This is a genomic window from Bifidobacterium sp. ESL1118 (assembly GCF_058505595.1).
This window is the reverse complement of record NZ_CP196371.1, coordinates 1,704,483-1,729,157: the sequence shown is the minus strand read 5'-3', so window position 1 is coordinate 1,729,157 and position 24,675 is coordinate 1,704,483. Positions and strand designations below refer to the sequence as shown.

19 protein-coding genes and 1 tRNA gene are annotated in these 24,675 nt (G+C 57.4%); 11 read left to right on the top strand and 9 right to left on the bottom strand.

Annotated elements, in window-relative coordinates; genetic code table 11:
• Nucleotides 1-4: 4 nt before the first annotated feature.
• From rimM to rpsP, 3 genes are read right to left on the bottom strand one after another with little or no spacing between them, the layout of a single operon-like run.
• Nucleotides 5-685: a ribosome maturation factor RimM gene (rimM, locus tag ACSYSS_RS07005; RefSeq protein ID WP_491703307.1), complete on the bottom strand. Its 681-nt coding sequence runs from the start codon at nucleotides 683-685 to the stop codon at nucleotides 5-7.
• Nucleotides 682-915, bottom strand: coding sequence for an RNA-binding protein (locus ACSYSS_RS07000; RefSeq protein ID WP_491703306.1), 234 nt, complete (start codon nucleotides 913-915; stop codon nucleotides 682-684). Before ACSYSS_RS07000 ends, rimM begins: the two co-directional genes overlap by 4 nt.
• 2 nt (nucleotides 916-917) lie before the next feature.
• Nucleotides 918-1,439: a 30S ribosomal protein S16 gene (rpsP, locus tag ACSYSS_RS06995; RefSeq protein ID WP_491703305.1), complete on the bottom strand. Its 522-nt coding sequence runs from the start codon at nucleotides 1,437-1,439 to the stop codon at nucleotides 918-920.
• Between the two features lie 361 nt (nucleotides 1,440-1,800).
• Here rpsP and ACSYSS_RS06990 point away from each other — a divergent pair, with 361 nt between their 5' ends.
• Complete coding sequence (locus ACSYSS_RS06990; RefSeq protein WP_491703304.1) at nucleotides 1,801-2,658, top strand: hypothetical protein; 858 nt, start codon at nucleotides 1,801-1,803, stop codon at nucleotides 2,656-2,658.
• Here ACSYSS_RS06990 and ACSYSS_RS06985 read toward each other — a convergent pair.
• From ACSYSS_RS06985 to ACSYSS_RS06970, 4 genes are all read right to left on the bottom strand, one after another.
• Complete coding sequence (locus ACSYSS_RS06985; protein WP_491703303.1) at nucleotides 2,613-3,713, bottom strand: endonuclease/exonuclease/phosphatase family protein; 1,101 nt, start codon at nucleotides 3,711-3,713, stop codon at nucleotides 2,613-2,615. The two genes, ACSYSS_RS06990 and ACSYSS_RS06985, sit on opposite strands and share 46 nt — an antisense overlap.
• Before the next feature lie 21 nt (nucleotides 3,714-3,734).
• Nucleotides 3,735-5,405, bottom strand: a complete 1,671-nt coding sequence (gene ffh, locus ACSYSS_RS06980; RefSeq protein ID WP_491703302.1) for a signal recognition particle protein — start codon at nucleotides 5,403-5,405, stop codon at nucleotides 3,735-3,737.
• Between the two features lie 569 nt (nucleotides 5,406-5,974).
• A complete protein-coding gene (gene cysS / locus ACSYSS_RS06975) occupies nucleotides 5,975-7,705 on the bottom strand; it encodes a cysteine--tRNA ligase (protein ID WP_491703301.1) in 1,731 nt (576 codons plus the stop codon).
• A 269-nt stretch (nucleotides 7,706-7,974) separates the two neighbouring features.
• A complete protein-coding gene (locus ACSYSS_RS06970; protein ID WP_491703300.1) occupies nucleotides 7,975-8,253 on the bottom strand; it encodes a hypothetical protein in 279 nt (92 codons plus the stop codon).
• Between the two features lie 229 nt (nucleotides 8,254-8,482).
• Between ACSYSS_RS06970 and ACSYSS_RS06965 the strand changes: the two genes are divergently transcribed.
• The gene (locus ACSYSS_RS06965; protein WP_491703299.1) at nucleotides 8,483-9,223 is read left to right on the top strand and encodes a type 1 glutamine amidotransferase; all 741 of its coding nucleotides are present in this window, start codon (nucleotides 8,483-8,485) and stop codon (nucleotides 9,221-9,223) included.
• Between the two features lie 184 nt (nucleotides 9,224-9,407).
• On the opposite strand, the gene msrA is transcribed toward ACSYSS_RS06965, so the two are convergent.
• The gene (msrA, locus tag ACSYSS_RS06960) at nucleotides 9,408-10,406 is read right to left on the bottom strand and encodes a peptide-methionine (S)-S-oxide reductase MsrA (protein ID WP_491703298.1); all 999 of its coding nucleotides are present in this window, start codon (nucleotides 10,404-10,406) and stop codon (nucleotides 9,408-9,410) included.
• A 352-nt stretch (nucleotides 10,407-10,758) separates the two neighbouring features.
• Here msrA and ACSYSS_RS06955 point away from each other — a divergent pair, with 352 nt between their 5' ends.
• Entirely contained in the window at nucleotides 10,759-14,862 is a 4,104-nt protein-coding gene (locus ACSYSS_RS06955; protein ID WP_491703297.1) for a S8 family serine peptidase, read from the top strand.
• Nucleotides 14,863-15,091: 229 nt separating this feature from the next.
• Here the strand turns inward: ACSYSS_RS06955 and ACSYSS_RS06950 are convergent.
• Nucleotides 15,092-15,165, bottom strand: a tRNA-Lys gene (locus tag ACSYSS_RS06950).
• Nucleotides 15,166-15,399: 234 nt separating this feature from the next.
• Between ACSYSS_RS06950 and ACSYSS_RS06945 the strand changes: the two genes are divergently transcribed.
• The 8 genes from ACSYSS_RS06945 (at nucleotide 15,400) to ACSYSS_RS06910 (ending at nucleotide 24,653) form a co-directional block, all read left to right on the top strand.
• Nucleotides 15,400-16,599, top strand: coding sequence for a DUF3152 domain-containing protein (locus ACSYSS_RS06945; RefSeq protein ID WP_491703296.1), 1,200 nt, complete (start codon nucleotides 15,400-15,402; stop codon nucleotides 16,597-16,599).
• A gap of 113 nt (nucleotides 16,600-16,712) precedes the next feature.
• Nucleotides 16,713-17,891 carry a glutamate--tRNA ligase family protein gene (locus ACSYSS_RS06940; RefSeq protein ID WP_491704270.1) on the top strand — a complete coding sequence of 393 codons (1,179 nt, stop codon included), beginning with the start codon at nucleotides 16,713-16,715 and terminating at the stop codon, nucleotides 17,889-17,891.
• 79 nt (nucleotides 17,892-17,970) lie between these two features.
• The gene (locus ACSYSS_RS06935; protein WP_491703295.1) at nucleotides 17,971-18,798 is read left to right on the top strand and encodes a YggS family pyridoxal phosphate-dependent enzyme; all 828 of its coding nucleotides are present in this window, start codon (nucleotides 17,971-17,973) and stop codon (nucleotides 18,796-18,798) included.
• Nucleotides 18,799-18,935: 137 nt separating this feature from the next.
• Nucleotides 18,936-20,516 carry a hypothetical protein gene (locus ACSYSS_RS06930; protein ID WP_491703294.1) on the top strand — a complete coding sequence of 527 codons (1,581 nt, stop codon included), beginning with the start codon at nucleotides 18,936-18,938 and terminating at the stop codon, nucleotides 20,514-20,516.
• A gap of 4 nt (nucleotides 20,517-20,520) precedes the next feature.
• Nucleotides 20,521-21,561 carry a DUF8094 domain-containing protein gene (locus tag ACSYSS_RS06925; RefSeq protein WP_491703293.1) on the top strand — a complete coding sequence of 347 codons (1,041 nt, stop codon included), beginning with the start codon at nucleotides 20,521-20,523 and terminating at the stop codon, nucleotides 21,559-21,561.
• Between the two features lie 110 nt (nucleotides 21,562-21,671).
• The gene (locus tag ACSYSS_RS06920) at nucleotides 21,672-22,634 is read left to right on the top strand and encodes a tetratricopeptide repeat protein (RefSeq protein WP_491703292.1); all 963 of its coding nucleotides are present in this window, start codon (nucleotides 21,672-21,674) and stop codon (nucleotides 22,632-22,634) included.
• Between the two features lie 160 nt (nucleotides 22,635-22,794).
• Nucleotides 22,795-24,090, top strand: a complete 1,296-nt coding sequence (locus tag ACSYSS_RS06915; RefSeq protein ID WP_491703291.1) for a DivIVA domain-containing protein — start codon at nucleotides 22,795-22,797, stop codon at nucleotides 24,088-24,090.
• Between the two features lie 44 nt (nucleotides 24,091-24,134).
• Nucleotides 24,135-24,653 (top strand): signal peptidase II, encoded by a 519-nt coding sequence (locus tag ACSYSS_RS06910; protein WP_491704269.1) that lies wholly within the window; start codon nucleotides 24,135-24,137, stop codon nucleotides 24,651-24,653.
• Nucleotides 24,654-24,675 lie beyond the last annotated feature (22 nt).

Sequence of the window (24,675 nt, the reverse complement as noted above, 5' to 3'; positions counted from 1 at the left end):
ATTCTCACAGTCCTGGTATAAGCCCACCAGGTGGGTTGAGCGTCAGCGTTCCGGCATCCAAATCGACTGTTGGCACAATGGCGTCCACAAATGGCACCAGCGCTGTTGGCTCTGCATCGGCAGGCGGATTGGAAAGGCGGATCTTGAGAAGCCACTGAGCGCCTGTATCAGTGACATCGACGACTGTTCCCACTGCTTGACCTGCCGGCCCACCCAACTCGTTTTGATCGTCCAGCACTGCCGTGAGCCCTATGAGGTCCTTGGGATACCAGGCATTCTCTTCGGCCATTTCCTCGGCGTCATCGGCCTGCACATACAGGTCGGTGCCGTTCAGTGCCTCTGCCGCGGTTCGGTCGTCCACGCCCCGCAGTTTCAAGACCCAGCGGTTCTTCTGGAACCTGGCCGACTGCACAGTGTATTGAACGGGAACGGCGTCCGAGTTGGACGTATGTGTGGTGCGGGTAGTGTTGGCAAAATTGCTAGTATCGATGTTGCCGGTTCCACCTGCGGTGGCCGCCTGCGCCACCAAGCTGGCACCGGCAGCGAATCGACGCTTCGGTTCATCGGTGAATGCGTAGACGTTGAACTCGCCCTTGAGCCCCTGGGCTCGTCCAATACGGCAGACCCGCAACAACTCATGCTGTTGCGGGTCTGCCTGCTGCGAACTTGTCGTGCTCCCGTTCACCGGCGCACGTCCATGATATCGACACGAACGCTGTGGTTGGATAGAGCCTGAGCCACGGTGCGGATTGCATTCGCTGTGCGACCTTTGCGCCCGATGACGCGGCCGGTGTCTTCAGGGTTCACACGGACCCGGAGCAGCTCGCCCCGTCCGTTCTCGTGGGATTTGACCGAAACGTCATCGGGAAAATCAACGATATTGCGAATCAAATGTTCAACAGCCTGGGCAAGCATGATTACTTGGCCTTCTCTTCGGGCGTTGCCTCATTCTCGGCAGCGGTCTCAGCGTTGTCTGCGGCGGTGTCAGCCGTTGCGGCAGGAGCGGCGGCCTTGTCTGCGGCATCGGCCTTGGCTGCTTCGGCGGCGGCAGCTGCCTCAGCCTTAGCCTTGGCTTCGCTTTGGGCGGCCTTGAGCTTCTGAGCCTTTGTTTCCACCGCCTCCACGCGTGCGGCGGCATCGGCTTCTTCATCGGCTGTCTTCAGCGTACCTTCGGCACCTGGCAAACCCTTGAACTTCTGCCAATCGCCGGTGATGTTGAGCAGCTTGAACACGGCGTCGCTGGGCTGTGCGCCCACTCCGAGCCAATACTGCACTCGGTCGGAATCGATCTTGATGAGCGAAGGCTGCTGGTTCGGGTCGTACTGACCGATCTCCTCGATCGACTTGCCATCACGCTTATTGCGCGAGTCGGTGATGATCACACGGTAAACGGCGTGGAACTTCTTGCCGAAACGCTTCAAACGAATCTTGGTTGCCATAAATGGCTCTCCTTGTATTGCAATGCAAGTTTCAGCTGGCATGTGGGGCATGCCGCCTGCACTTACGTGTTCCTCGTGCTCAGGCAGTAATGAGAGGGTCTACCCAGCTGGCGAATAACTTTCTCATTATAGCGAGTGGCTTGGATAGATGTTGATTAAATTGTAGGTGTGCCATGTGGAGCAGTGTGGAGCCGGTGGTTGTCGCTTGCTTTGCGGTGCCGAGAATACGAATGGATTTTGCATGGGTTTTGACATATTGTGTGGCCGTGTCGTCGCAAGTTGCGTGAAGGTTGTGTGTCAATCGTGAAGTTGTGGTGATATTGGCTTGAAACGCTTGCTTTTGGTTACGACCATGGTTGGTATGACGAACAATGACAGGGTGCACCGGCGTGCATTCGATGGTAAAAATGACGAAAGCTGCACAGTCGGTACAGACATTGTTGTTGATGCCGACAATGTGCCCACTGTAACCTGCGCGAATGGTGCGAGCGGAGTGACCGGTTCGCCGATTGATTCGGTCAGTGCAGAGTCACCGATTGATTCGGTCAGTGCAGAGTCGCCGATCGCTCGTTACCCTCTGCAATTCGCGTTGCCGTGGGCGACTTGTTCGGCAGCCATGGCATTGTTGCTGACGTATCGGGTGTGGCCTCAATATCAGGGTTTCCAACCTAAGCCGTTCATCATCGGCGACTTCGTTCTACGGCAAGGCACCGTTCTGCAGATCTTGACCGTGGTGGTGGCAGTGGGCGTACTCTCCTGCGGATTCGCTGGTGCTCTGCTGCCCAGAGTGCCCAGGTGGTTTCATGGTGTAGCTCCGTTGGAGGGCAAGGGCATGCATGCGTTGCTCATAGCGTTCTTGCTCGATGTGGTATTGTTGCTGGTCTCCTTCTTTCCATTGCTTGCCGCCCTTGCGGATACGAACTATACGGTTCTGGAGCCGGCCAGTGCGGATGGGTGCCATGTGGTGGTCGGTACGTGGGGGTTTCCCAAGTCATATAACAGCGTGTATATGCAACCCGCCGGTAGCTGGACCATCGATATGAAGGAGCTGCAGGTATGGAGGGCGCCTACACCTGACGCCCCGTTGCGTTCTGACTATACGCTGGTTTGGGATGGTGAAACCGCGCATCTGAGCTCCACGGCGGTTGGGCAAGACCGCTATATCGGCGATACTCAGGATTTGCGCAGGCCGGTGGCATTGCAGTGCCCAGTTGCTTGATTTGTGTGCGCGCTGAGCACATTCATCCGCGCGGTGACAGCCAGATGATCGCTGCCGGCAATGGTGAAGGCTTCGACTTGGGCGGTGCGAATCCCCTCGGATGTCAGGATATGATCGAGTTCAAGGCGAGGCCAAGGCAGCCAGGAGGGGAAGCTGGCCACACGCCCATGGTGGGCATCAAGGCCTGCATCGTTGAGTGTGGTGCTCTTGAGCAGCGAGCGCAGGCTCGGATGGTCCAGGTTGGAGTTGAGGTCTCCCATGACGACTGCAGGTTGCCGGTACTTCGTGCCTTGGGGAAGACCACCAATATCAGCGCCTCCATCGCTGCCCTGCTGATTTGCGCGTCCGGGTTTTACGGTTGATTGCCCACCGGCAAGTTTGCTGAGCGCTCGTATGCCTGCCGACCATTGCCGGCACCCGCGCATGGGAGACTTTGTGTGCGCACAGTAGAAGGCAACGCCATCCACCACCGCACATGGCACGTTGGCGGCTTGAATATCGATGGCTGATGGGCTGACGGAGCTGGGCTTTGCTGCGGTCCATATGCCATTGAACCCGCCGTTGTCGGAAGGCCGGGATTTTCCCAGCTGCCAGTAGGGTAGCGCTTGCATAAGCCCGGCGCCTTCCAGGCGATGGACGAGTTCAGCGTTGAGCTCCTGCAACGCCAGCACGCTGACGTTCCTGCCGCGCACTACATCCACAATGGCCCGGGCATCGGCATGCCCGAATCTGCAGTTGAGTGTCATTGCCACTGTCTGCGTGCCAGTTGTGGCTTTTGCCGGAGGTTGGTTGCCTTTGAGCGGGCGTTGCATGTGCTGGCGATACCAGGAAGAATTCACGATAGCAACCAGAACGATGGCAAAGGCCGCAATGATGATTGCAACGACATTGCGTTGTAGCATACCGGCCGCCAGGCACAAGGCTTGAGGAATCCAGAGGAAGCGGATGAACGCAATGAGGTAGGGCAGTGGGCCGTGTCCGTCCCAGCCAGCCGGCAGAAAGCGCAGCAACGACCACAATGCCAATAGCGCCGTGACAAGGCTCAGTGCCATCATGCTCAATTCTGTACTTGGGCCTTAACCGAGCAGTCCGGAAAGGCCTCCGCCGAAGTTCGGTGGAAGGTCGGGCATGCCCTTGGTGCCGTTGCCTACCCCGTTCAGGGCTTCCTGCAGCTCGGGCGGAAGGCCATTGGCGTTCGGTTTCTTGGCAAATGCGGATCCGCCGGAGTTGCCTCCAGAGCGGCCCTTGCCGGAAAGTCGCTCGCGCAATGCCTTCTCCTCGGCCTCGCGCTTCATCGGGTTGCCTGATTTGGACTTGCCCTTCTTGCCTTTCTTTCCCTTCTTGCCACCTTTACCACCGCCCATTGCCGGGCCGCCAAAACCGGGGATGCCGCCGCCGACCTTATTGGTCATCTTTCTCATCATCTTGGCAGCTTGGTTGAAGCGGTCAAGCAGGCCGTTGACGGAGGAGACCGTGTTGCCCGAGCCGTAGGCGATGCGGGCGCGGCGGGAGCCGTCGATGATGTCGGGGTTGCGGCGCTCCTCGGGGGTCATGGAGTTGATGATGGCCTCGGTTCGGTCCACCTCGTGCTCGTCGAACTGGTCGATCTGCTTGCGGTAGGCGTTCATGCCGGGGATCATCTTCAGGAGGCTTTTCATGGAACCGAGCTTGCGTACCTGTTGCAGCTGGTCCATGAAGTCGTCGAGGCCGTAGGTGCCCTTCGCCATCTTCTTGGCGGACTCCATAGCCTCCTGCTCGTCGAATTCCTTTTGCGCCTGCTCGATGAGGGTGAGAATATCGCCCATGTCGAGGATACGTGAGGCCATGCGGTCGGGGTGGAACACCTCGAAGTCCTTCAGGCCCTCGCCGTTGGAGGCGAAGAGGATCGGCTTGCCGGTTACGGAGGCGACCGAAAGCGCGGCGCCGCCTCGGGCGTCGCCATCCAGCTTGGAGAGCACCACGCCAGTGAAGTCCACGCCCTCGTTGAACGCCTCGGCTGTCTTCACCGCGTCCTGGCCGATCATGGCGTCGATGACGAAGAGGATTTCATTGGGATGCACAGCATCGCGAATGTCGCGGGCCTGCTCCATGAGCTCCTCGTCCACACCGAGCCGGCCTGCGGTATCGATAATGACCATGTCATAGAGCTTTTGCTTGGCGAATCCGATGGAATCGCGAGCCACCTCAACTGGGTCGCCGTGGGTTTGGCCGGGTGCGGAAACCGCCTCGCCGCCGTCAGCGCTCACGCCGCGCTCGGGGGCGTACACCGGCACGCCTGCCCGCTCGCCGACCACTTCCAGCTGGGTCACGGCGTTCGGGCGCTGCAAATCGGCTGCCACCAGCAGTGGCGTGTGACCTGCGTCTTTGAGCCAGTAGCCCAACTTGCCTGCCAGCGTGGTCTTGCCTGCGCCTTGTAGGCCAGCCAGCATGATGATGGTAGGGGGATTCTTGGCGAAGTTGAGCGGTCTATCCACTCCGGCGCCAAGGATGTTGGTCAATTCCTCGTTGACGATCTTTACCACTTGCTGCGCCGGGTTCAACGCCTCTGAGACTTCGGTGCTCAGGGCGCGCTCACGAACGCGTGCGGTGAAGGAACGCACCACGTCGAGCGCCACATCGGCGTCGAGCAGGGCACGGCGGATTTCGCGGATGGTGCCGTCGATGTCTGCTTCGGAAAGTTTGCCTTTGCTCCTCAAGTGCTTGAAAGCGCCCGAGAGCTTATCTGTCAAAGAACTAAATGCTGCCATAATGTGCTCAATTCTACCGGTTCGTCGGGAGAAGTGCAGATGCGGCGAACGCGGGCACTTCTATTGGAGATGACGTACGTCAGTTCTCGCAGGAGTGGCGTTGTTTTCACGTGAACAGTGCTGTTAGAAGGCATAAATTGCAGTCGAAAATAATTCTCCCAACATAAAGTGCCATTATTCGGCACTTCTTGTTGGCATTAACAATTTCCGCGGTAAATAGTGCCACTTAACGTCACTATTTACCGCGGAACCAACCAATGCCGGCACATTATGACGTTCAACGTCACTATTTGCCGTGTGAATAATACAGGCCGACAATAAATGCCGTTTTATGGCAGTATTTACCGCAGAATCATTTATTGCCAACATATAGTGCCGTAAAACGTCACTATATGCCGCATAATTCATCAATGACCACAGATTGTGCCATCCAACGTCACCATCTGCCGTACAACCAACCTACGCCGGCACATTGTGCCATCCAACGGCATAATGTGCCGGCGTAGGAAAATAAATCGCTCAACAATGCCGGTGCGCAGTGGCTCATAATGATGCACAGTGGTTTGCGACTATTTGAGGCTCCAAGTGGAACCGTTGCGGCCGTCCTCGATGGCCACGCCCAGCGCGTTCAGACCGTCGCGGATTCTGTCGGCCTCTTCGAAGTCGCGGGCCTTCCGCGCCGCCTCGCGGGCTTCAAGTTGATGGTGGATCATGGTGTCGAGCAGCTGGTGCTCAGCCGCGGTCTCGCCTTGTGCGCCGTTGCCGGCCGCCAGTCTGACGTTGCCAGCGGCGCCGATCCATGGTTCAGCCAGCGGGTCGAGGCCTAGGCAATCGAGCATGGCGCGCACCAGCAGCAGAGTGCGTTGAAGTGCAGCATGGGCACTCTTCACCACGGCCCCGGGCGTTGCATCCATGATTTTGTTACCTTCCCGAATCGTTGTAAAGACGGCAGCCACAGCCCCTGAGACATTGAAGTCGTCGTTCATAGCCTTCACGAATTCCTCTGGTAGCTCGTCTGCGCTCACCGCTGCGACTTCTTCGCGCGAGGGCTGGGTGCTCAGCATCTTGCCGGCGCGGTCGACAAAATTATTGATACGCTCATACGCCGAATTCGCCTCGGCAAGCGTCTGATCGCTCCATTCGAGCATCGAGCGGTAGTGCACGCTTCCGAGGGCATAGCGCACCACCCAGGCTGGGTTCTCGGCGAGCACCGCAGGCACGGAAAGCCCGTTGCCTAGTGATTTGCTCATCTTCTCGCCTTTGGCGGTCACCCAGGCCGAGTGCATCCACACATTCGCCGAATCCCAGCCGGCAGCGCGGGTCTGCGCCATCTCATTCTCATGGTGCGGGAAGCGTAGGTCGAGGCCGCCCCCGTGGATGTCGAACATAGCCCGGGTGGGGTTCGCAGGGTCGTAGAGGTAGCGGTGGCTCATGGCCGAGCATTCGATGTGCCAGCCGGGACGACCGGTGGCCCGGATTTGCCTGCCGCCATCGTTGAGTATGATTGTCCAACGCGCCGTCTGCGGGTCGCTCGGTTTCGACGACTTCCACAGCGCGAAGTCGCGTGGGTCGTGCTTGTCGGGAGAATAGTCGGCGGGGTCAATGGGGTTGTATTTGTCGTCACCGGCCTTGTCGACGCTGGGGCCCATGCGGTCGGTCACGGCCGTTTCGTCTTCAAGGGTGTTAGCGTTCGTGCTCGCCAAGTTGCCAGTCGGAGCGTTTGCGTCGTTCTGCTTTTGCCGGGTCAATTCCCCATAGTGCGGCCAGCTGGCCACGTCGAAGAACACATCGCCGGTCGGTTTGCCGCTTTCGTCATAGATCACGTAGGCGTGGCCGTTGTCGAGCAGACGCTGGATGAGTTCCGCCATGTCGCCTATGTGACCGGTGGCCCGCGGTTCGTATGTCGGAGCCTTGACGCCCAATGTTTCGTAAGCTAGGGTGAATTCCTGCTCATAGATGTACGCGCGTTCCCACCATTGTTGGCCTGCGTCGGCGGCCTTGTCAAGAATCTTGTCGTCGATGTCGGTCACGTTGCGGATGAAAGTGACCTTGAACCCGAGCCGTTCCATCCACCGGCGCACGATGTCGAAGGCCACGGCGGCCCGGATATGGCCGATATGCGGTGAGCTCTGCACCGTGGCCCCACACACGTACATGCCCACATGCCCCGGCACAGTGGGCATCAATGGCGCGGTGCTGTGTGTGGCGGTGTTGTAGATGCTCAACGTCTTTGCCGACTCTTTAAGCGATGCCACCGTGCCCTTCGGCTCCATATTATTCTGATGCTCTTGAGAGGTCATATTCGCTCCAGTAGTATTCCATGAATGGCAAAGTGTTGGAATTCCGCGGTTCCCTTAGCACTTTTATATGATGCAAGCCTATGTGAATTGCCCGACAACGTACCTCCTCGAACGACGATTTCGTTCGGTAGGGACATTGCTGTGGTTCGAGCGGATTCCTTTGTGGAAGCTTTGCCGCAGAACGTTGGAATATCAAAGGAATTCCATGCCATCCTCGTTTAAGGACTCGCGTATATCCAATCAAAATCGTATATTCCAATAATCTGGGGTCAGGGCACAGTCTGACCAACGTGGGCATACTGTGCCTCTACCTGCTGTTCATGCTGGGCACGGGGCTGTGCATGGGCAACGCGTTCTTCAACACCGCCCAGCAGTTTGCGGGCGCTGTGGGTACGGCGCTGAGCGCCACATTGCTTGCCGTGGGCCAGAATGGCGCGGCGAGCCTTGCCTCCGGCACCGTTGGTGGTGCGAGCTTGGCGTGTGCGGTGTTTTGGGCGTTTTGGTCGTGCAATATATCGATTTGTTGCGTGCGCTGTTCTGATTGCCATGCGTTTGAGCGCCCGATGTTGCTCAGCGGGTACCGTTCTTGTGATTTGCGGTCTACCTAAGACGGGAATGGCTGATTTTAGGCGAATTCCATGAGACTATGCTTCGCATTGGCCACAGGCGAGTGCCCACTGAACGAAATCGTACGGTATTTTGGGGCGGCACAGCCGCAAGGGATGCAGTGTTCGAACGGCATTGGGCGCAGGTACCCAACGTGGCATAATGTTGGGTATGACATCGCAGAAAGTATCGCAGAAAGTACTGATAGTCCAGCATGTTCCTTGGGAAAAGCCGGGGAGAATTCTTGAAAACCTCGAAGATAGCGATACCCCAACGCAGATTGTAAACGTTCTTGAAAACGGCAAGGATGTTGTGCCCGATGTTGGCGAGCTTTGTGGATTGGTGATCATGGGGGGCCCGATGGGCGCGCTCGATTTTGATGCATACCCTGGGTTGAAAATCGAGTCGAAGCTGGTGCGCAAGGCCGTGAAGGCAGGCATGCCGGTTCTGGGGGTGTGCCTGGGGCATCAGATTATCGCCACGGCACTTGGTGCGAAGCTGGAGAAAGGCAAGCATCAGGAGATTGGATTCGCTCCCATATATAAGGTCGGTAGTCACGATTATTTCTCCATGTGGGACAAAGAGCTGGAGGTGCTTCATTGGCACGGCGACAAGGTGACGCTGCCGCAGGGCGCGCAGTTGCTTGCTAATTCACCGGATACGGAAAATCAGGCCTTCGTCTGCAAGACCGCTCTCGGAATGCAGTTCCATTTGGAGGTCACCTCCACTTTGCTCGATGAGTGGCTGGCCGAGCCTCAGATGACCGATGGGTTGAAGAAGTCTCAGATTGCCAGGATTCGCAGCGACTACCGCACTTACGCCAATCAGATGCAGCCACTGGCCGAGCAGGTGTTTTCCGCGTTTGCCGCACGATGCAACACCTTCGCCCAGAGCCAGGTGTCTGTAAATTAGAATCCGTGCAAATAGCGGAATCGTAAAAATCAGTGGGCTTCTTCGGGTTCGCGGGTCTGGACGATCCACGAGCCCGAAGATTCTAAGGTTGCGGCGTTGCCTGTGCCAACTGAGTTCCTAGAGACTCATATTAGAAACTCATAAGAGACTAGGTATTGTTGCAGCAACAGCATCCGGTCGCCGGCTACTTGCCGGTCGTGCGTGTCAGCAATGGTATATATTTGCCGTATCCTTGGCTCTCCATCTGACCCAGGGGGACGAACCGCAGCGAAGCGGAGTTCATGCAGTAGCGCAAGCCTCCGCGGTCTGTTGGTCCATCGTCGAACACATGTCCCAAGTGGATTTGCGAGTTGGAGGTGCGGATTTCGATGCGCGGACGGCCTGGGATGCTGGTGTCTCTGTGCTCGGTCAGTGCGGAGTTCTCGATGGGTTTGGTAAACGCCGGCCATCCGCAGCCTGAATCGTATTTATCGGTGGAGAGGAACAGCGCCTCGCCGTTGACTGTGTCCACGTAGATGCCGGGTTCGAACGTCTGGTCGTATTTGTTGGTGAAGGGCCGCTCCGTGGCGGCATGCTGCGTCACCTGATATTGCTCCGGCGTAAGGTCGAAGATGCGGTCGATTTCCTTTTGCCGTTTGCCTACGTTCATGATCTTGGGCACCGATATGTGGCAATAACCGCCAGGATTCTTATCCAAGTAGTCCTGATGATATTGTTCGGCGGGGTAGAAATTCCGTAGCAGTTCCACGAGCACCACCGATTTGCGTCCTTCCAGCAGTTCCAGCCGTGCCTTGGCCTCAGAAAAGATCTGCTGCTGCTCGGCGTCGGTGAAGAACATACCGCTGCGGTATTGGGTTCCGGTGTCGTTGCCTTGTTGGTTGAGGCTGAACGGATCGATCACATCGAGAAACAGCAGCGTGAGCGTGTGCAGGGTGACGCGGCCGGGGTCGAAGGTTACCTTCACGGTTTCCGCCGCATTGGTGGCACCGGTGCACACTGCTTCATAGCTTGGATGCTCACGGTTCGACTGTGCATAGCCCACCTGCGTGCCGGTCACGCCGTCCACGCCTTGCAGATAGCGCTCCACTCCCCAGAAGCAGCCTCCTGCAAAATAGGCGGTCTGCGGCGACTGCCCTGAGGAGGGCATCTGTCTTACTTCCATGGGCTGTTTCGTATCAGGCATAGGCTGGTCCATTTTTCGTCCTTGTGTTGTTCGAAAGTGTGACGAATCATTGAAATTATAGTGAATAATATTGTAGTGGGCGTCCCTGCTTTGAATCGGCTTAAGCTCTAAGAATGAAGTATGATCATGGTCTGCGCATGGTATGGAACCTTGTGCTGTGCCTCCTGAAGTCGTTGCTTACAAAACGGTATCAATGTCGCACAATGTGGTCATTGAACAAAATCTATGAAATTTCTGTTAAAAGTTTAAAAGTTGAGACAAAATGCACATCGTAACGCAAAATCGTTTATCGTACATGTATCTTACGTGAAATTCATCACGTTAGATTTCCAAGAGAATGAAGGATTGAGTTATGGGAACTAGGAAATTGTCGAGCCTGATTGCCTTGGCAGTCAGTGCTGCAATGACCTTGGCTGTTCCAGGAGTGGCGAGTGCCGCGCCTGCGAGCCCGACGGGGAATGAAAATACCGACATTTCACAGCTGGCTGGACGTGTTTCACAGTTGTCTGGACGTGTTTCTCCGTCGATTAAGAATAATTCGCAAAAGGTCAACGTGTTCATCGAGACGAAGGGTACGGCTGGCGTCGTCCAGAAAAGCCAGACGCTTGATTCGCTGAACCGTCAGCGTAGCGGGGCTTCCGAACAGCAGAAGCAGAACGAGGCCAATAACGACGGAAACAACAGCGCCAAAAACGCGAGAGACACGGCCAACAGTGTTTTTGGAAAGCTTCAGACCATCTCCAACCACCAAGCCGAAAAGGCATATACCACTTCATACGCCACAACCGGTCTGGTGGTCAGCGCAAGTGGGAATGACCTTCACAAGCTTGCCAAGGAATCATCTGATGTGGTGCGCATCGTTCCATTGAGACTGCATACGCCACTTGGCGATTCCACTGGCGATTCCACCGCTGATTCCGCTGACACGCAGAATGCAAAGTCCGATAAGGACCAGACGCCGTCGCAGGCGGCCGAGGGCAAGGACAAGTCTGCCGATACGAACCAGGCTGCGCCATCGCAGTCCACTGAAGGCAAGCAGAAGCCTGCCGATAAGAGCCAGGCTGCACCGTCGAAGGCACCGGCACCGTCAGCTGCCGGCAAGGAGAAACCCGCCAACAAGAACAGCGACCAGCTGGTGGATGCCGTGAAGACTTGGAACCAGACCGGAAAGACCGGCAAGGGTGTGAATGTGGCCGTGGTGGATACCGGCCTGGATTACACCCATGCCGATTTTGGCGGTTCGGGCAACCCTGCTGACTATGAGACAGCGTTGGCTTCGACGAAGGCCGATCCTATGACTGATCCCACGTTGAAGCCGATGTTTGACCCCGCCAAGTTCAAAGGTGGGTATGATTTCGCGGGCACGAACTATCCGGGCGTGGACGCCAACGGAGACCCCGATTATTCCAGGGGAGACCCTGATCAGAACCCCATCGACGGCAAGGGCGGTCACCATGGCACGCACGTCGCCGGAACGGTGGCCGGCTATGGTGTCACCAATGCCAATCAGAAGTTCTCGGGTGATTACAAGACGTTGACCAATGCCGATGTGGCTGGAATGAAGATCGGCCCCGGCGCCGCTCCAGAGGCGGGTCTGTATTCACTCAAGGTGTTCGGCGACAACGGGGGAAGCACAGATCTGGTGCTTGAGGCCTTGGATTGGGTGTCTCAACACAACCTCAAGCCGGATGTCGCCGCCAAGGACAAGATCAGCATCGTGTCCATGTCGCTCGGCGGTTCGTTCGGATCGGTCTACGACCCAGAGAATGAAGCTGTCGACAACCTTGCGAAGGACGGTGTGCTTTCGGTGATTGCCGCAGGCAACGACGGGGACGTCACGGATATTCTTGGCGCTCCCGGTTCCGCGCGCACGGCGTTGACCGTGGCCGCCAGCCAGAGCGGCAAGTCGTTGGTGGACGCCATCACGGTCACAGGCGGGTCCGCCGCATTCAACGGCAAGACGCTGGGTGGCCAGTATTCCAGTGACTTCGCCGATATCGACCATTTCGACGTTTCCGGCGAAGTGGTCCGTGTGAAGGACCCAGGCAACCTCGATGGCTGCAAGGCCTATTCGGATGCGGACAAAACCGCGGTCAATGGGAAGATTGCGTATGTGCGATGGGACGACTCCGACGTGGCGTGCGGCTCAGGAACGCGGTTCAACAACGCGGAGGCCGCCGGTGCCAAGGCCATCGTCTTCGATTCGCAGAAAAACACATTCACTGCAGGAATCGCCGGCAATGCGGACATCCCCGGATTCCAAATCGATAAGAAGGATTCAGACGATGCCAACATCGAGCAGGCCATTGATGAAGGTCATTTCACCATTCGGCTTTCATCCTCACTCCGGCTGAGCATGGATTCACAAGACCCGTCATTGGCCGACACGTTGGCTGACTTCAGCTCGCGTGGCCTGCATGGGTCCTATGACGGCACGGTCAAGCCTGATGTGGCGGCTCCGGGTGTAGGCATACTTTCAGCTTCCGCGGGCACTGGAACGGGAATGGAGAAGATGAGCGGCACCTCCATGGCCACTCCTTTGACTGCCGGAGTCACGGCGTTGGCGCGCCAGGCTCATCCCGACTGGGATGTGGCCACGCTTAAGGCGCAGATGGTCAACACCGCAAGCCACGATGTCGGCACACCTGATGCCAGTCGTCTTCCGTATGGGCCTCTGCGTGACGGCACTGGGCGTATCGACGCCTTAGCCGCGGTGAACAACACGGTTCAGGCCACGGCTGATGGTGAACAGGCCATAACGGCCCAGTTCGGCATCGTTCAGGTTCCCAAGGAGGGCTACAGCGCCAAGAAGACCATCACGGTCACCAATAACGGCGACACGGACCGCACCTATAGCACAAGCTACAAGGCCAGGACCTCGACACCGGGCGTGAGCTACACGCTGAGCGCTTCGAGCGTGACTGTGCCGGCCCATGGCACCGCCTCCTTCGACGTGACTTTGAGCATCCCGGACCAGTCCGCACTGCGTCATACACGTGACGCGACGCAGAACGGCACCGTCGGTGGGCAGCCGGTGAGCTATATCAGCGATGCCACCGGTGTGGTGGAACTCACTCCTCAAGGCAGCGGCGATGCGTCGGCCGTTCCGCTGCGTGTGGCCGTGGTCGCGGCTCCGAAGCCGATCTCCGCAACCAAGGTCGGTTACGATATCGCCTCTGACGGTGCCCGAACGCTGAACGTCACAGGCAATGGAATCAATCAGGGGAGCGATGAATATGCCTATCAGTCCAAGGTCATCCCGATGGTTCTTGCGGCAAGGTCCGGCAAGGACGCCTCTGGCGTGGACGACGATCCATCGGAGACGGACGTGCGAGACCTGCAGTCCTTTGACATTCGTGCCGTGGGCTATTCCACCACGGCCCCTCAGAGCGAGGATAAGTCGCAAAGCATGCTGAACTTCGGCATTGTGACCGATAAGACCTGGAACAGGTTGGACGGCACCAACGACATCGGCGTCTATATCGACACCAATGCGGATGGCAAGCCAGACTATATGACTGACATGATGTCGAAGAACGGCAGCACGCAGTGGGATACCGTCATGGCCGTGACCCAGGATCTTCAGACCGGTGATGTGGTTGACTTGGAGCCCATTGACGACGCCTTCATCTCGGATTCGAACCAGGTGGTCCTTTCCGTGAAGTTGTCGGCATTGGGAATCGCCTCTTCCGCCTCCACCGCGCCGATCAGCTTTGGCGTCGAAAGCGCCTCGGCCCATGCGGTGAACGATGACAGCACCGTCGATCAGGTAGGCATCAAGGAAACCGATGGAACACCTGTGCCGACGCTCAAGTTCGATGCGTTCGCTCCTGCGGTGTGGTTTGGCCATTCCGGCGCCACTGGCAGCCAGAGCGAGTTTGCTGATAGGGATGGCACGTCCATTCCCGTTCATAAGTCAGCTGCCCCGACTCGGGATGCGGATGGTACTGAGCTGTTGATGCTGCACACCGAAGGCGCAGTGCCCGATACGGCTGAGCAAGGCGATGCTGTGGTGGACACACTTTGGGCCGGTCCGGTCGACAAAACCGAATTGAGCAAGGCTGTGGAAAAGGCAAAGACTTTGAAACAGTCGGATTACACCGAGGATTCGTGGGCTGCATTTGCCACGGCGCTCACGAATGCCGAGGCGATGCTCAACGATTCCAGCGCGACCCCGAGTACGGTGTCCCAGGCTCTTGATGCTTTGAACGCCGCCGAGCAGGCGTTGGTGCGCAAGTCGACTGAGCCCGGCAAGCCAGACAAGCCGGTTCCAGGGCAATCTGGCACAGGTGCCAGCGGCTCGGCTGCGACATCCGGTAAGCCGACAGGTCTCAAAGCCCTCGGATACACGGGTGTGGCAGTCAGCGGCATCGTTTTTGTCGCAATCGCCTTGGCGTTTGCCGCTGTGTCTCTGGAGAGGCATGTGCGTGCAAAACAGTGGGAAACTGCACTGTGAAAGGCAATGGGGCGGGTGCGCTTGAGCGGTATGTGATGTGCTCGCCATGATTGAAGTGGGTGTTGGGATTCAATTGGCTTCGATTGGATCCCAACACCCACTTCTGCTGTCTGCAATGTTATGCCATGCGAATCGGCTTGTGTCTGTAGGCTGTCTTCTGGCTGTAGGGAGCGTCCATTGATGTACGACCAACAAAAAACGGAACCCAACGAATCGGATTCCGTATCTGTGCCCCCACGGGGATTCGAACCCCGGACACGCTGATTAAGAGTCAGCTGCTCTAACCAGCTGAGCTATAGGGGCGCTGGTTAGCTGTAAAGCCAAACAGAAACTATACGCGGGCGGATTGAAAATCGCAAATCGGTGTGTTGCGGCCTCGGTTTTTAGCCGTCGAAGTTGGGGATGGCCTGGCTGAGTGGGGTAGACCGTATACTTTAGAGGTGCATGACGAGTGCGAAGTTTGTCATTTCTTAAGGACGTTTTCCTAATGATGGTGGCAATGACCTTATGAAGTGATGTGAGTGGAGGAAAGTCAGTATGGGAAAGGACTCGGAGCAGGAGGCCCACCAGTCGAATGGTAATGCGGATCGGGGTCTTCCCCTTGAGCCCCCGATTGTCGTTTCAGGCAAGGGCCAGGAAACGGATCAAACAGATACGTTGCGTAACGACGAACGGCTTGCTTCATCCAATGCAGGCCAGGATGTGTCTGGTGCTGGCCAAGATGTGTCTGGCGAGCGATCTGGCCGCCCCCAACGGCGCTGGCGGTTCCACGGTCCAGGTTCCACACAATCTGATCGATCTAAAGGGCCTGTTGAAACCCATGACTATGAACAGCCTGGGCAGATTGTGCCACTGGTTCGACCGCATCGACGCATGCGACGAGTCATATTGGTTGTTCTCATTGTCATCGTTGTAGTTGCACTCCTTGCCGCAGCTGCATGGTTTGCTGTTCCTTCGGTGAGGGGTGCCGTGAAGTCATCATTGTTTGGGTCCGACACCACAGCATCACAACCTTCGCCGCGTTCTTCATCCAAGAACAGCGGCAACCGCGGCGATACGTCTGGCAAAGGCACCCCAAAGGGCAACGATCACAAGAAGAAGGACGCCGAGGGCGCAAGTGGCCTGGGTGCAAGATACGAACATGTGGCCGGTGGCGTGGTCACCGTTCTGCCGGCGTTGACCGAGCGGGACCGAGCGCAGATTCTCGCCAAGGCGCAGGATGTGGCCGGGCAAAGTGGCAAGCCGAGGCATGATTATTCCTATTGTGTGGCCACCAGGGGTGCCATTGGAGATGATGCAGCGACATTCGAAAACACCATCTTCCGCACATTGAACGATCCCAGAGGGTGGCCTCGTGCGGGTGCCACCTTCGTCTATAGCCCGGATTCGAGCAAGTGCGATATGACATTGTATTTGGCTCAAAGCGATCAGATGACATCGTTCTCTTCAGGTTGCTCCAATGAGTACAGCTGCCGAGTGGGGCAGGCCGTCATCGTCAACGACGACCGTTGGAACGGCGCCACGTCCGAGTGGCTATCCGCAGGCGGTTCGATGGATGATTACCGCATCATGGTGATCAACCACGAGGTGGGCCATCGCTTGGGACATATGGATAACGAGCCGTATTGCCCGGCTCCCGGCCAGCCAGCGCCGCTGATGCAGGAACAGTCGATGGGCCTTGGAGGTTGTACCTTCAACATATGGCCTACGGACGGAGAACTGTGGATCAGCCAGTAAGTGTGGCCGAGCCGGTGGTCGTGGCTGGTTTCGAGCGTGCAGGGCGTCACTCAAATGCGTGCCGGCCTTCGGGAGAGGTCATCGGCCGTTTCGCACCAACCCCTTCAGGACGCATGCATGTGGGCAACGTCTATGCCATGCTTGCGGCATGGCTTTCGGCCAAATCACAGGTTGACCCGCAAACCGGTCGCCGTGGGCGTGTGCTTCTGCGCATTGAGGATGTCGATGGCCCTCGTGCAGTGCCGGATGCCGACCGCTGGATCATGGACGATCTGGCTTGGTTGGGGATGGATTGGGACGGTGAGCCTGTATACCAGTCGCGGCGCACGGACATCTATGAGGAGGCGTTGCACTCCTTGCAGGCGTTCGATATGCGGCAGATGGTTGTGGGGCAGAGGGATGGTGCCGCGTCTGATTCCGATGAATCCGCATCTTCCATCGTTCGGCCCATGGATAAGTGTGACGCTGCGGATGCGAATCGTGCTGGTTCGGCACTGATATACCCTTGTTTTTGTTCTCGTTCCGACTTACGTGCAGCCAGTGCGTCCATTGCGCCGACCAACGACGATGGTTTTGCCGTCTACCCCGGCACGTGCCGACGTTTGTTCGTTGAGCACCCGGACGAGGTGCGCTCCCGGCTTGCGCACGGGAGACGGCATGCCTTGCGCATCGCGGTGCCGTCGGGCGTGGAAGAACGATTCGGCGATCGTGTGTTCGGCCTTCAACGCTTTGATCTTGCGGAGGATGTGGGAGACGGCATTATCCGCCGTTCGGACGGTGTGTTTTCGTATCAGTTCGCTGTTGTGGTGGACGATTTGCTCATGGGGGTGAGTGATGTGGTGCGTGGCCGCGATCTGCTGCGTTCCACGGCGTTGCAGATGTGGATTCGCCAGGCGTTGATTGCTTCCGGGTTTGGCACTGATTCGAGTCGTGCCATCCGCAATCCGGTTGCAAGGGAGTGTTCGCGGTGCAAGGTCAGCGCGCAGGCACCCGTGTATGCCCACCTTCCGCTGTTGGACGACGCTTCCGGCGTGCGACTGGCCAAACGCCGTCGTTCCTTTGACGTAGGAGCGTTGCGTTCCGCCGGTGCCCGCCCTGAGCAGGTGATCGGCTATTGTGCATGGCTGCTTGGGCTCCAGAGGGGTAGTGGATGTGCCGCTCAAACACGTGGTCCTGTTGCAATGAGCGCCGAAGAGGCGCTCGCGTCTTTTTCCTGGGGCAAGGTGCGGGAGAATCTGGGCGACCGGCCCCTGCCGAACGACATCTGCGGGGCGATCCTCGCCGTTCGATAGCCGATTGCGCCTTGATGTGGCTCAACGGTGGTAGCGTGGTTGGCAGTAAGCGATAATAGGTATTGGTAGGGAGCTGAAGATGACGGCGTATATGCATCATAAGGATTTGGCCAACGAGCAGATCAGTCAAGAACGGGCGATCCAGATAGCCGACGGTGTGCACCGTGTGCTTGATCGGATTGCTCAGGCGGAGCAGGATGCAGGGCGTGAGAGCGGTTCGGTCCATCTGCTTGCCGCCACGAAGACTCGCGACGTAGGTGAGATCATGGCCGCCATCGATGCCGGCGTGCGCATGATCGGTGAAAACAGACCCCAGGAGATTCAGGCCAAGTGCGAGGGGCTTCGGCGGCAGTGTGCCGAGCGTGGGCTCACCATCGGCGTCGGTGCGGCAGGTGAAGAGAGCGGCGCCTCGGCATTGCCGCATATTCCGTTCCACATCATCGGCCAGCTTCAGGCCAATAAGATTGGCAAGGTGCTTCCCGTGGTTGACACCATCGAGTCCGTGGAATCGTTGGAGGAAGCCGAACGCATAGCCCGCCGTGCCGTGGCTCGTGGCATCGATGTCGGTGTCTTGCTCGAGGTCAATGAATCGGGTGAAAAAACAAAATCGGGATGCTCGCCGTCCAATGCCATCGAACTGGCAGGTCAGATCGGTGCCCTTGACGGACTCGAGCTGCAGGGCCTGATGACCATTGGTGCCAACGTTGATGATGAACAGCGTGTGCGCGAGGGGTTTGCACATCTACGCCGTACTCGTGACCAGATCCTAGGTTCCGGCGACGCGGGAACGTCCGGTTGCAAGGAGCTTTCCATGGGCATGACCCACGACATGGCCCTCGCGGTGGCTGAAGGATCCACAATGGTGCGTGTGGGCACTGCCATTTTCGGTGAACGGGCGTTTATCTGAGCCGTTGTCCGATCTACGTGGGGCTATTTCAGAAGGTTGTGTGTAACCCTGATTCGTTTGATTGCCCAAGGACGCGGTGGCTGATTGAATTCCGCACTAAGCTTGGTATCAGCCTTGCCTAGTAGGATATACGTATTATGACTGCTGACGAAGAGAACACTACCGAAGATGGCCAAGGGCATGACGGGTCTCAATCCGGTGCGAAGCTTGGCGCTAAGCCCACGAGGCGGGCCAAGGTGATGCGCGGCATCATCGCACCCATTTTCGGTCTGCTTGCAGTGACGGCCATTGCATTTGGCCTGCTCAACGCCACGATTTGGAAGCCAAATCCATCAGTGACTGCTACGGGATATCCTTCGAGTCGATATGTTGTCACTGACCCGGGGGTGCTCTCATTGCTGGACGGCGACGTGAACCTTCAAGTAGGCCTCAGTGGCGCCGCACCTGCCGATGCCAAGCAATCGACATCCAATAAGACCGACAAATCCACTGCAGCCGATTCGCGTGGCTCCAATGAGATATGCGTTGCCATAGGTCAGTCCAAGGATGTGGCCGGTTGGCTGGCGGGTAGCAAGTATGACAGAATCATCGGTCTTCGCAATTGGACGAATCTCCATACGCAGACGGCCGAGGGCTCTTCTGATTCATCCAGCACCGTCGCCAAGTCGAACGGCAGCGGGTCGAAGAACAGCGGTACATCCGATACCGCCAGGGCAGGTGGCGACGTCACGCTCAAGCACTCGGACATGTGGTCTCAAGTCTCATGTGTCAATAGCGCCCGTACGGTGAAGATGAACGTCAAAGCCGGCTCTTCGCAGGTGGCCTTGATCGATTTTGGAAAGAATTTGAGTGGTCAGGCTGAACAAGTATCGATGCATTGGGTGCGCAGCAAGGTGCCCAATACGGCGATTCCCTTCTATATCACCGCCGCGGTGCTCGCCGTGATTACTGTGCTTTGTGCCTCGATATTGGCTATGGAACCCAAGCGTCGCAAGAAACGCGAGGGTGAAGGTGGGCAAACCGGTCAGATTCCCGAGGTTGAGGTCACTATTGGCGAGGCGTTGACAGGCAGTCTGCAGGGGTTGGGCAGGAATCTTCGCGTTTCCTCCCCTGGGCGGCATTCAAAACAGACATTGGAAGCTGAGGCTGCGTCCGAGGCTGCGGCATTGCAGGGTCTGCAATCTGCGCGTGAACTCAAGGCGGAAGGTCCCAGCATTGTCGATCCGTCGCTTCACAATCTGGTGGATCATGCCGATGAGGCTGCGTCCGAGGCCGGGGGCCTTCAAGATGCCGGTTCTGCGAAGAACGGTGAAAGCGTGGGCGATGGGTCAAGCACTGGCCTAAATGGGAACAATGAGGATATTGAGCTGACGTCGATTATCTCGGATGCCGACTTCAGCGATTACCTGGCGAGGTTCTCGCAAGAAGAGACCCAAGAGAAGGTTGAAACGCCAGATGGTTCGCCGGTTTCAGAAGATGGTGAAACCCCTGATGGATCCGGCGATGATGGTGTTTACCAAGGTGCCGGGGAGTCTGTAGACACCCCGGAGGATACGAATACCGATGAGGCAAAGGTCGGGCAGATTGCATCCCCTAAGGGCGAGGTTGATGGGGATCGCGACAGTGGCGCCGACTCTTCGCCTGAAGATGCCGATCGTGCCGAGGGGGCTGATGATGCAGCTCAGGGCGAGACGAACGTGAAACATGAGGATGCGTGAGCATATGCAGAACATCAACAATAGGAACGCCATGACCCATGGCGCAAGGAGTGGATTGCGTAAGACGGTGGCCGCTTTGGCCGCCGTGCTTTCGTTGGTTTCCCTAACCGCTTGCGGCGTGGGCATCCCCAATCCCAGCGATCAGGTGGACTCCGCCCCGGTTCCTGATTTGAGCGTGGCCCAGGAGAAGAAGATCCGGCACTCCATCATCGATGCGTTGGATGCGGCGGATAAATCCAAGAATCCGGACGACCTTACTTCGCGCGTGGCAGGTCCGGCTTTGGCCATACGCAAGAGCGAACTTCAGATTGCCGGTTCCACAGGCAAGCTTGACCCGAGGGCCACAGTGCCCAAGGATTTGGCGCAAGCCGTCATCCCCACCACATCAGGTTGGCCGCGTGCCGTGTTTTCCATCACCGCCAACACCTCGGACCAGCAATCAAAGCGGCTGATGGTGATGCGTCAGGAAAGCGCCCGCAGCAACTACCAGCTTTGGGGAGTGGCTAGGTTGTTCCCAAGCGTCACGTTGCCGAAATTCGCCATTGCATCCATTGGTTCCCAAATGGGCAGTACCAACGACACAGGGCTTGTATGCACGCCGGCCAAGGCGGTCGAGCAATATTCGGACTTGCTCACGCACGGTGCGCAGAGTAAATATGCGAGCAGATTCGCCAGCGACTATTTCAGAGATGACCTGACCAAGCTCGCTCAAACGGTGCAGGAGGGCATGGAGCGTAACAACGGCACTCAATCACAGACATTCACGGCGGTTCCCAACGCCATGTATGTTATGCGTTCGGCAGACGGGGGCGACCTGGTCATGGCTCAAATCGACTCGCAATGGACACGTCAGGCGGGGGAAGGCAGGGAGTCACAGCCCGCTTCGGATGAGGAGCGTGTGCTGTTTGGCTCTGGAAAGGCCACGAGCACGATGAGAGTGACATATGTCAATGTGGTGGCTCTGTATGTTCCTGCAGCAAAATCTGGGCAAAAGGTCACGGCCGTGGGCGCCGAACGCCAGCCAGTCAAGGTCGAGGCACTCTGAGCAATGTTTAGCAGGCAGTCAATTCAGGCCTTCAACACGGCAAAACATGGTAGAACATATATTGTTCTGAGATAAATAAAAGTTGTTCTATGGTCACTAAAGGAGAAGGTATGGCAGGTAGTGGTGAGGCAAGACCAGGGGTTTCCCTGGCTGGCGCCGTGGATTTGAGCTCATTGAAACACAAGGTCGACGCCGAACCCGGCCAGGCGGGCGGGGCGCCCGTCGCCGGAGGATATGTCGTTGATGTGACGGCGGAAACCTTCCAGGCGGTGCTGCAGACCTCCGCCACGTATCCGGTGCTGTTGTTCTTGTGGGTGGCATCGGACGATCGGCTGATTTCCATGGCCCGCAAACTTGGTGAGGCCGTCAATGCCATGGACGGCAAGATCCAGTTGGCACGCGTGGACATTGCGCAGAATCCAACCGTGGCCCAGAGCCTGCGTGTTCAGGGTGCGCCCGCGTTGTTTGCCGTCATCGGCGGCCAGTTGATGCCCATTGCGCAGGGTCTGCCGAGCGACGACGATCTCAAGCAGATTACGGACGAGTTGCTTCCTCAGGTGGTTCAGATCGCCCAGAAGTCTGGTATCACAGGTGTTGCGCCGTATTACGGTGACCCGAATGCAGATGAGGCGGCCCAGCAGGGTGATGCTGCCTCTCAGGTGCCTCCTGAACATGTAGAGGCGCATGACTTGGCGGCAAAGGGTGATTATTCCGGTGCTGCAGAGGCGTACGCCAAGGTTCTTGAAGCCAACCCGAACGATGCGCTTGCCGCACGTGAACGCTCCAAGGCACTGCTGCTTTCCCGTTCCGCATCGGCTGATGTGCGCACGGTTCGCGAGGCGGCCGCCGCCAACCCCGATGACGTGGACGCGCAGCTCGCCGTTGCCGACATCGATATGATCGGTGGGCAGATTGGGGATGCCTTCGGCCGTCTGCTTGATTTTCTTGCCAACGGTCATCAGAAGGACATCGAACCGGTTCGTCTACGGTTGTTGGAGTACTTTGCCATCCCGGAGCCTGATGATGAACGGTTGAAGGCTGCACGTCGCCGCCTGTCGACGTTGATGTATTGATTTGTCGGCAGGCTTGCAGAATGTAGGCATACAGCTTGGGCCACATACGGTTTGCAATGTCGATTATGCCATTTTTATATTGGTCTCTGGGCACATGACGTGGTAGCATTTCTCATATATCAGAGTGAAGGTCACCATGCCCAAAGTGAGGTAACAGTTTATGGCTTCTTTATTAACGCCAAAGGATATTAGGGAACACAGTTTCAATACCGTCCATTTCAAAGAGGGATATGACATGGACGAAGTTGATGAGTTTCTTGATGATGTTACTCAGACTGTCGAAGTGTTGGGCAAGCAGGCGGCCCAAGGCGGTCAGTCCACGCAGTCGCTAGGCCCCGATGTCAGTGCCTTGAACACGAAGATTTCGGATTTGAACGCGCAGGTGGAAAGCCTTTCCAAGGAGAACGCCGCTCTGCAGTCACAGGCGGGCAGTGCTTCGGCTAGCAGCACCGAGCAGCAGGTGGATGCCTCCAAGTTGAGTGAGGCCGAAGAAAGCAACAGGGCTCTGGCTTCGCAGAACAGACAGCTTAAGGATCAGGTCGACCGTCTTAACGCGCAGGTGGACCAGCTCACGGCTCAGGCCGCCAAGGTGGCAGGCCAGCCCGACTTGGGTGAGCAGCTCAAGGCAGTGCAGCACGAACGTGATGAATTCCGTTCGCGCAGTGAGCAGGCGAGCCAACAGCTCACCGCCGCCCGTGAGCAGCTTTCGCATGCTCAGCAAGAGGCATCCCAAGTACGCGAGCTTTCTCAGCAATTGGAGGAATCCAAGCAGCGCGAGAACCAACTTCGTGCTCAGATTTCCAAGATTGAGCCCGATACACAGACCGGCAGCCTTCGCAAGATCGCAGGTGCCGGAGATTCTTCTGCCAGCGAACCCGAGCGTGCCACGGCAATGCTTACATTGGCCATGCAGCTGCATGATCAGTACGTTGACAAGGGCAAGGCCAAGGCCAAGGAAATCACCGATGCCAGCCAGGCCAAGTACGATGAGATCATTGGCAAGGCCAATGAATATTCCTCCCGCACTCGCGCCGAGGCTGATGACTACGGCAAGCAGACCACGCAGAAGGCGGATGCCTATTCACAGCACACGCGTAGTGAGGCCGACGAATATGCCAATCGCACTCACGAAGGCGCGGATTCCTATGCCAAGAAGGTGCGTGCGGATGCCGATACCTACTCCGTTGAAAAGCGTAGGGAAGCGGATGGGTATGAGTCCGAGGTGCAGCGTCGTGCCGCCGATTACGACACCAAGGCCCGCACCGAGGCCGACACCTACGCCCAGCAGGTTCGTGACGACTTAGCCGCTCAGTCCAAGGTGGCCCAGAACAACATCGAGAGCCTCAAGCAGTTCGAGACCGAGTATCGTACACGTCTGACAGATTTCTTGACCCAGCTTATCGACCAGGTTTCCGATTCCAAGGAACAGCACAAAAACGATAAGGCTCAGAACTGAGCCTGGAACCGGAAGATATTGTAGTGCAGGAACATAATGTACACATAAGGCGGTTGCGCACACGCGTAGCCGTCTTTGTGTGTATTTCGCTGCTTCTCCTTGCCTTGGATAGGCTTACAAAGGTATGTGCTCTGGACCTTTTGCGTTCCGGCGTTCGTGTGAATGTCATCCCGGGGCTGCTCTCGTTCACGTTGGTGCGCAATCCGGGGGCCTCATTGGGTATGGGGTCCGGGTTCACTTGGGTAATTTCCTGCTTGGCGATTGTGGCGTGTGTGGTGTTGGCGGTGCTTGCATTGCTCACAAAATCCATGCTATGGACGGCGGCGCTGAGCATGGGCTTTGCCGGAGCCCTTGGCAATCTCATCGATCGCGTGATCTATGCCACGGGGTTCCTCGATGGCAAGGTGGTCGATTTTCTTGACTACGGCTGGTCGGTGGGCAACGTAGCCGATATCGTGCTCATGGTGGCCGGTGTGTTCATAGTTGTGATCATTGTGTGTGAAGTGCCGTTCGGGGGACCGCGAAGCAGCAGTGCCAAACGTAACGCTCGGCAGCCTCAATGATCGCAATGGGGCTCGATTGTTG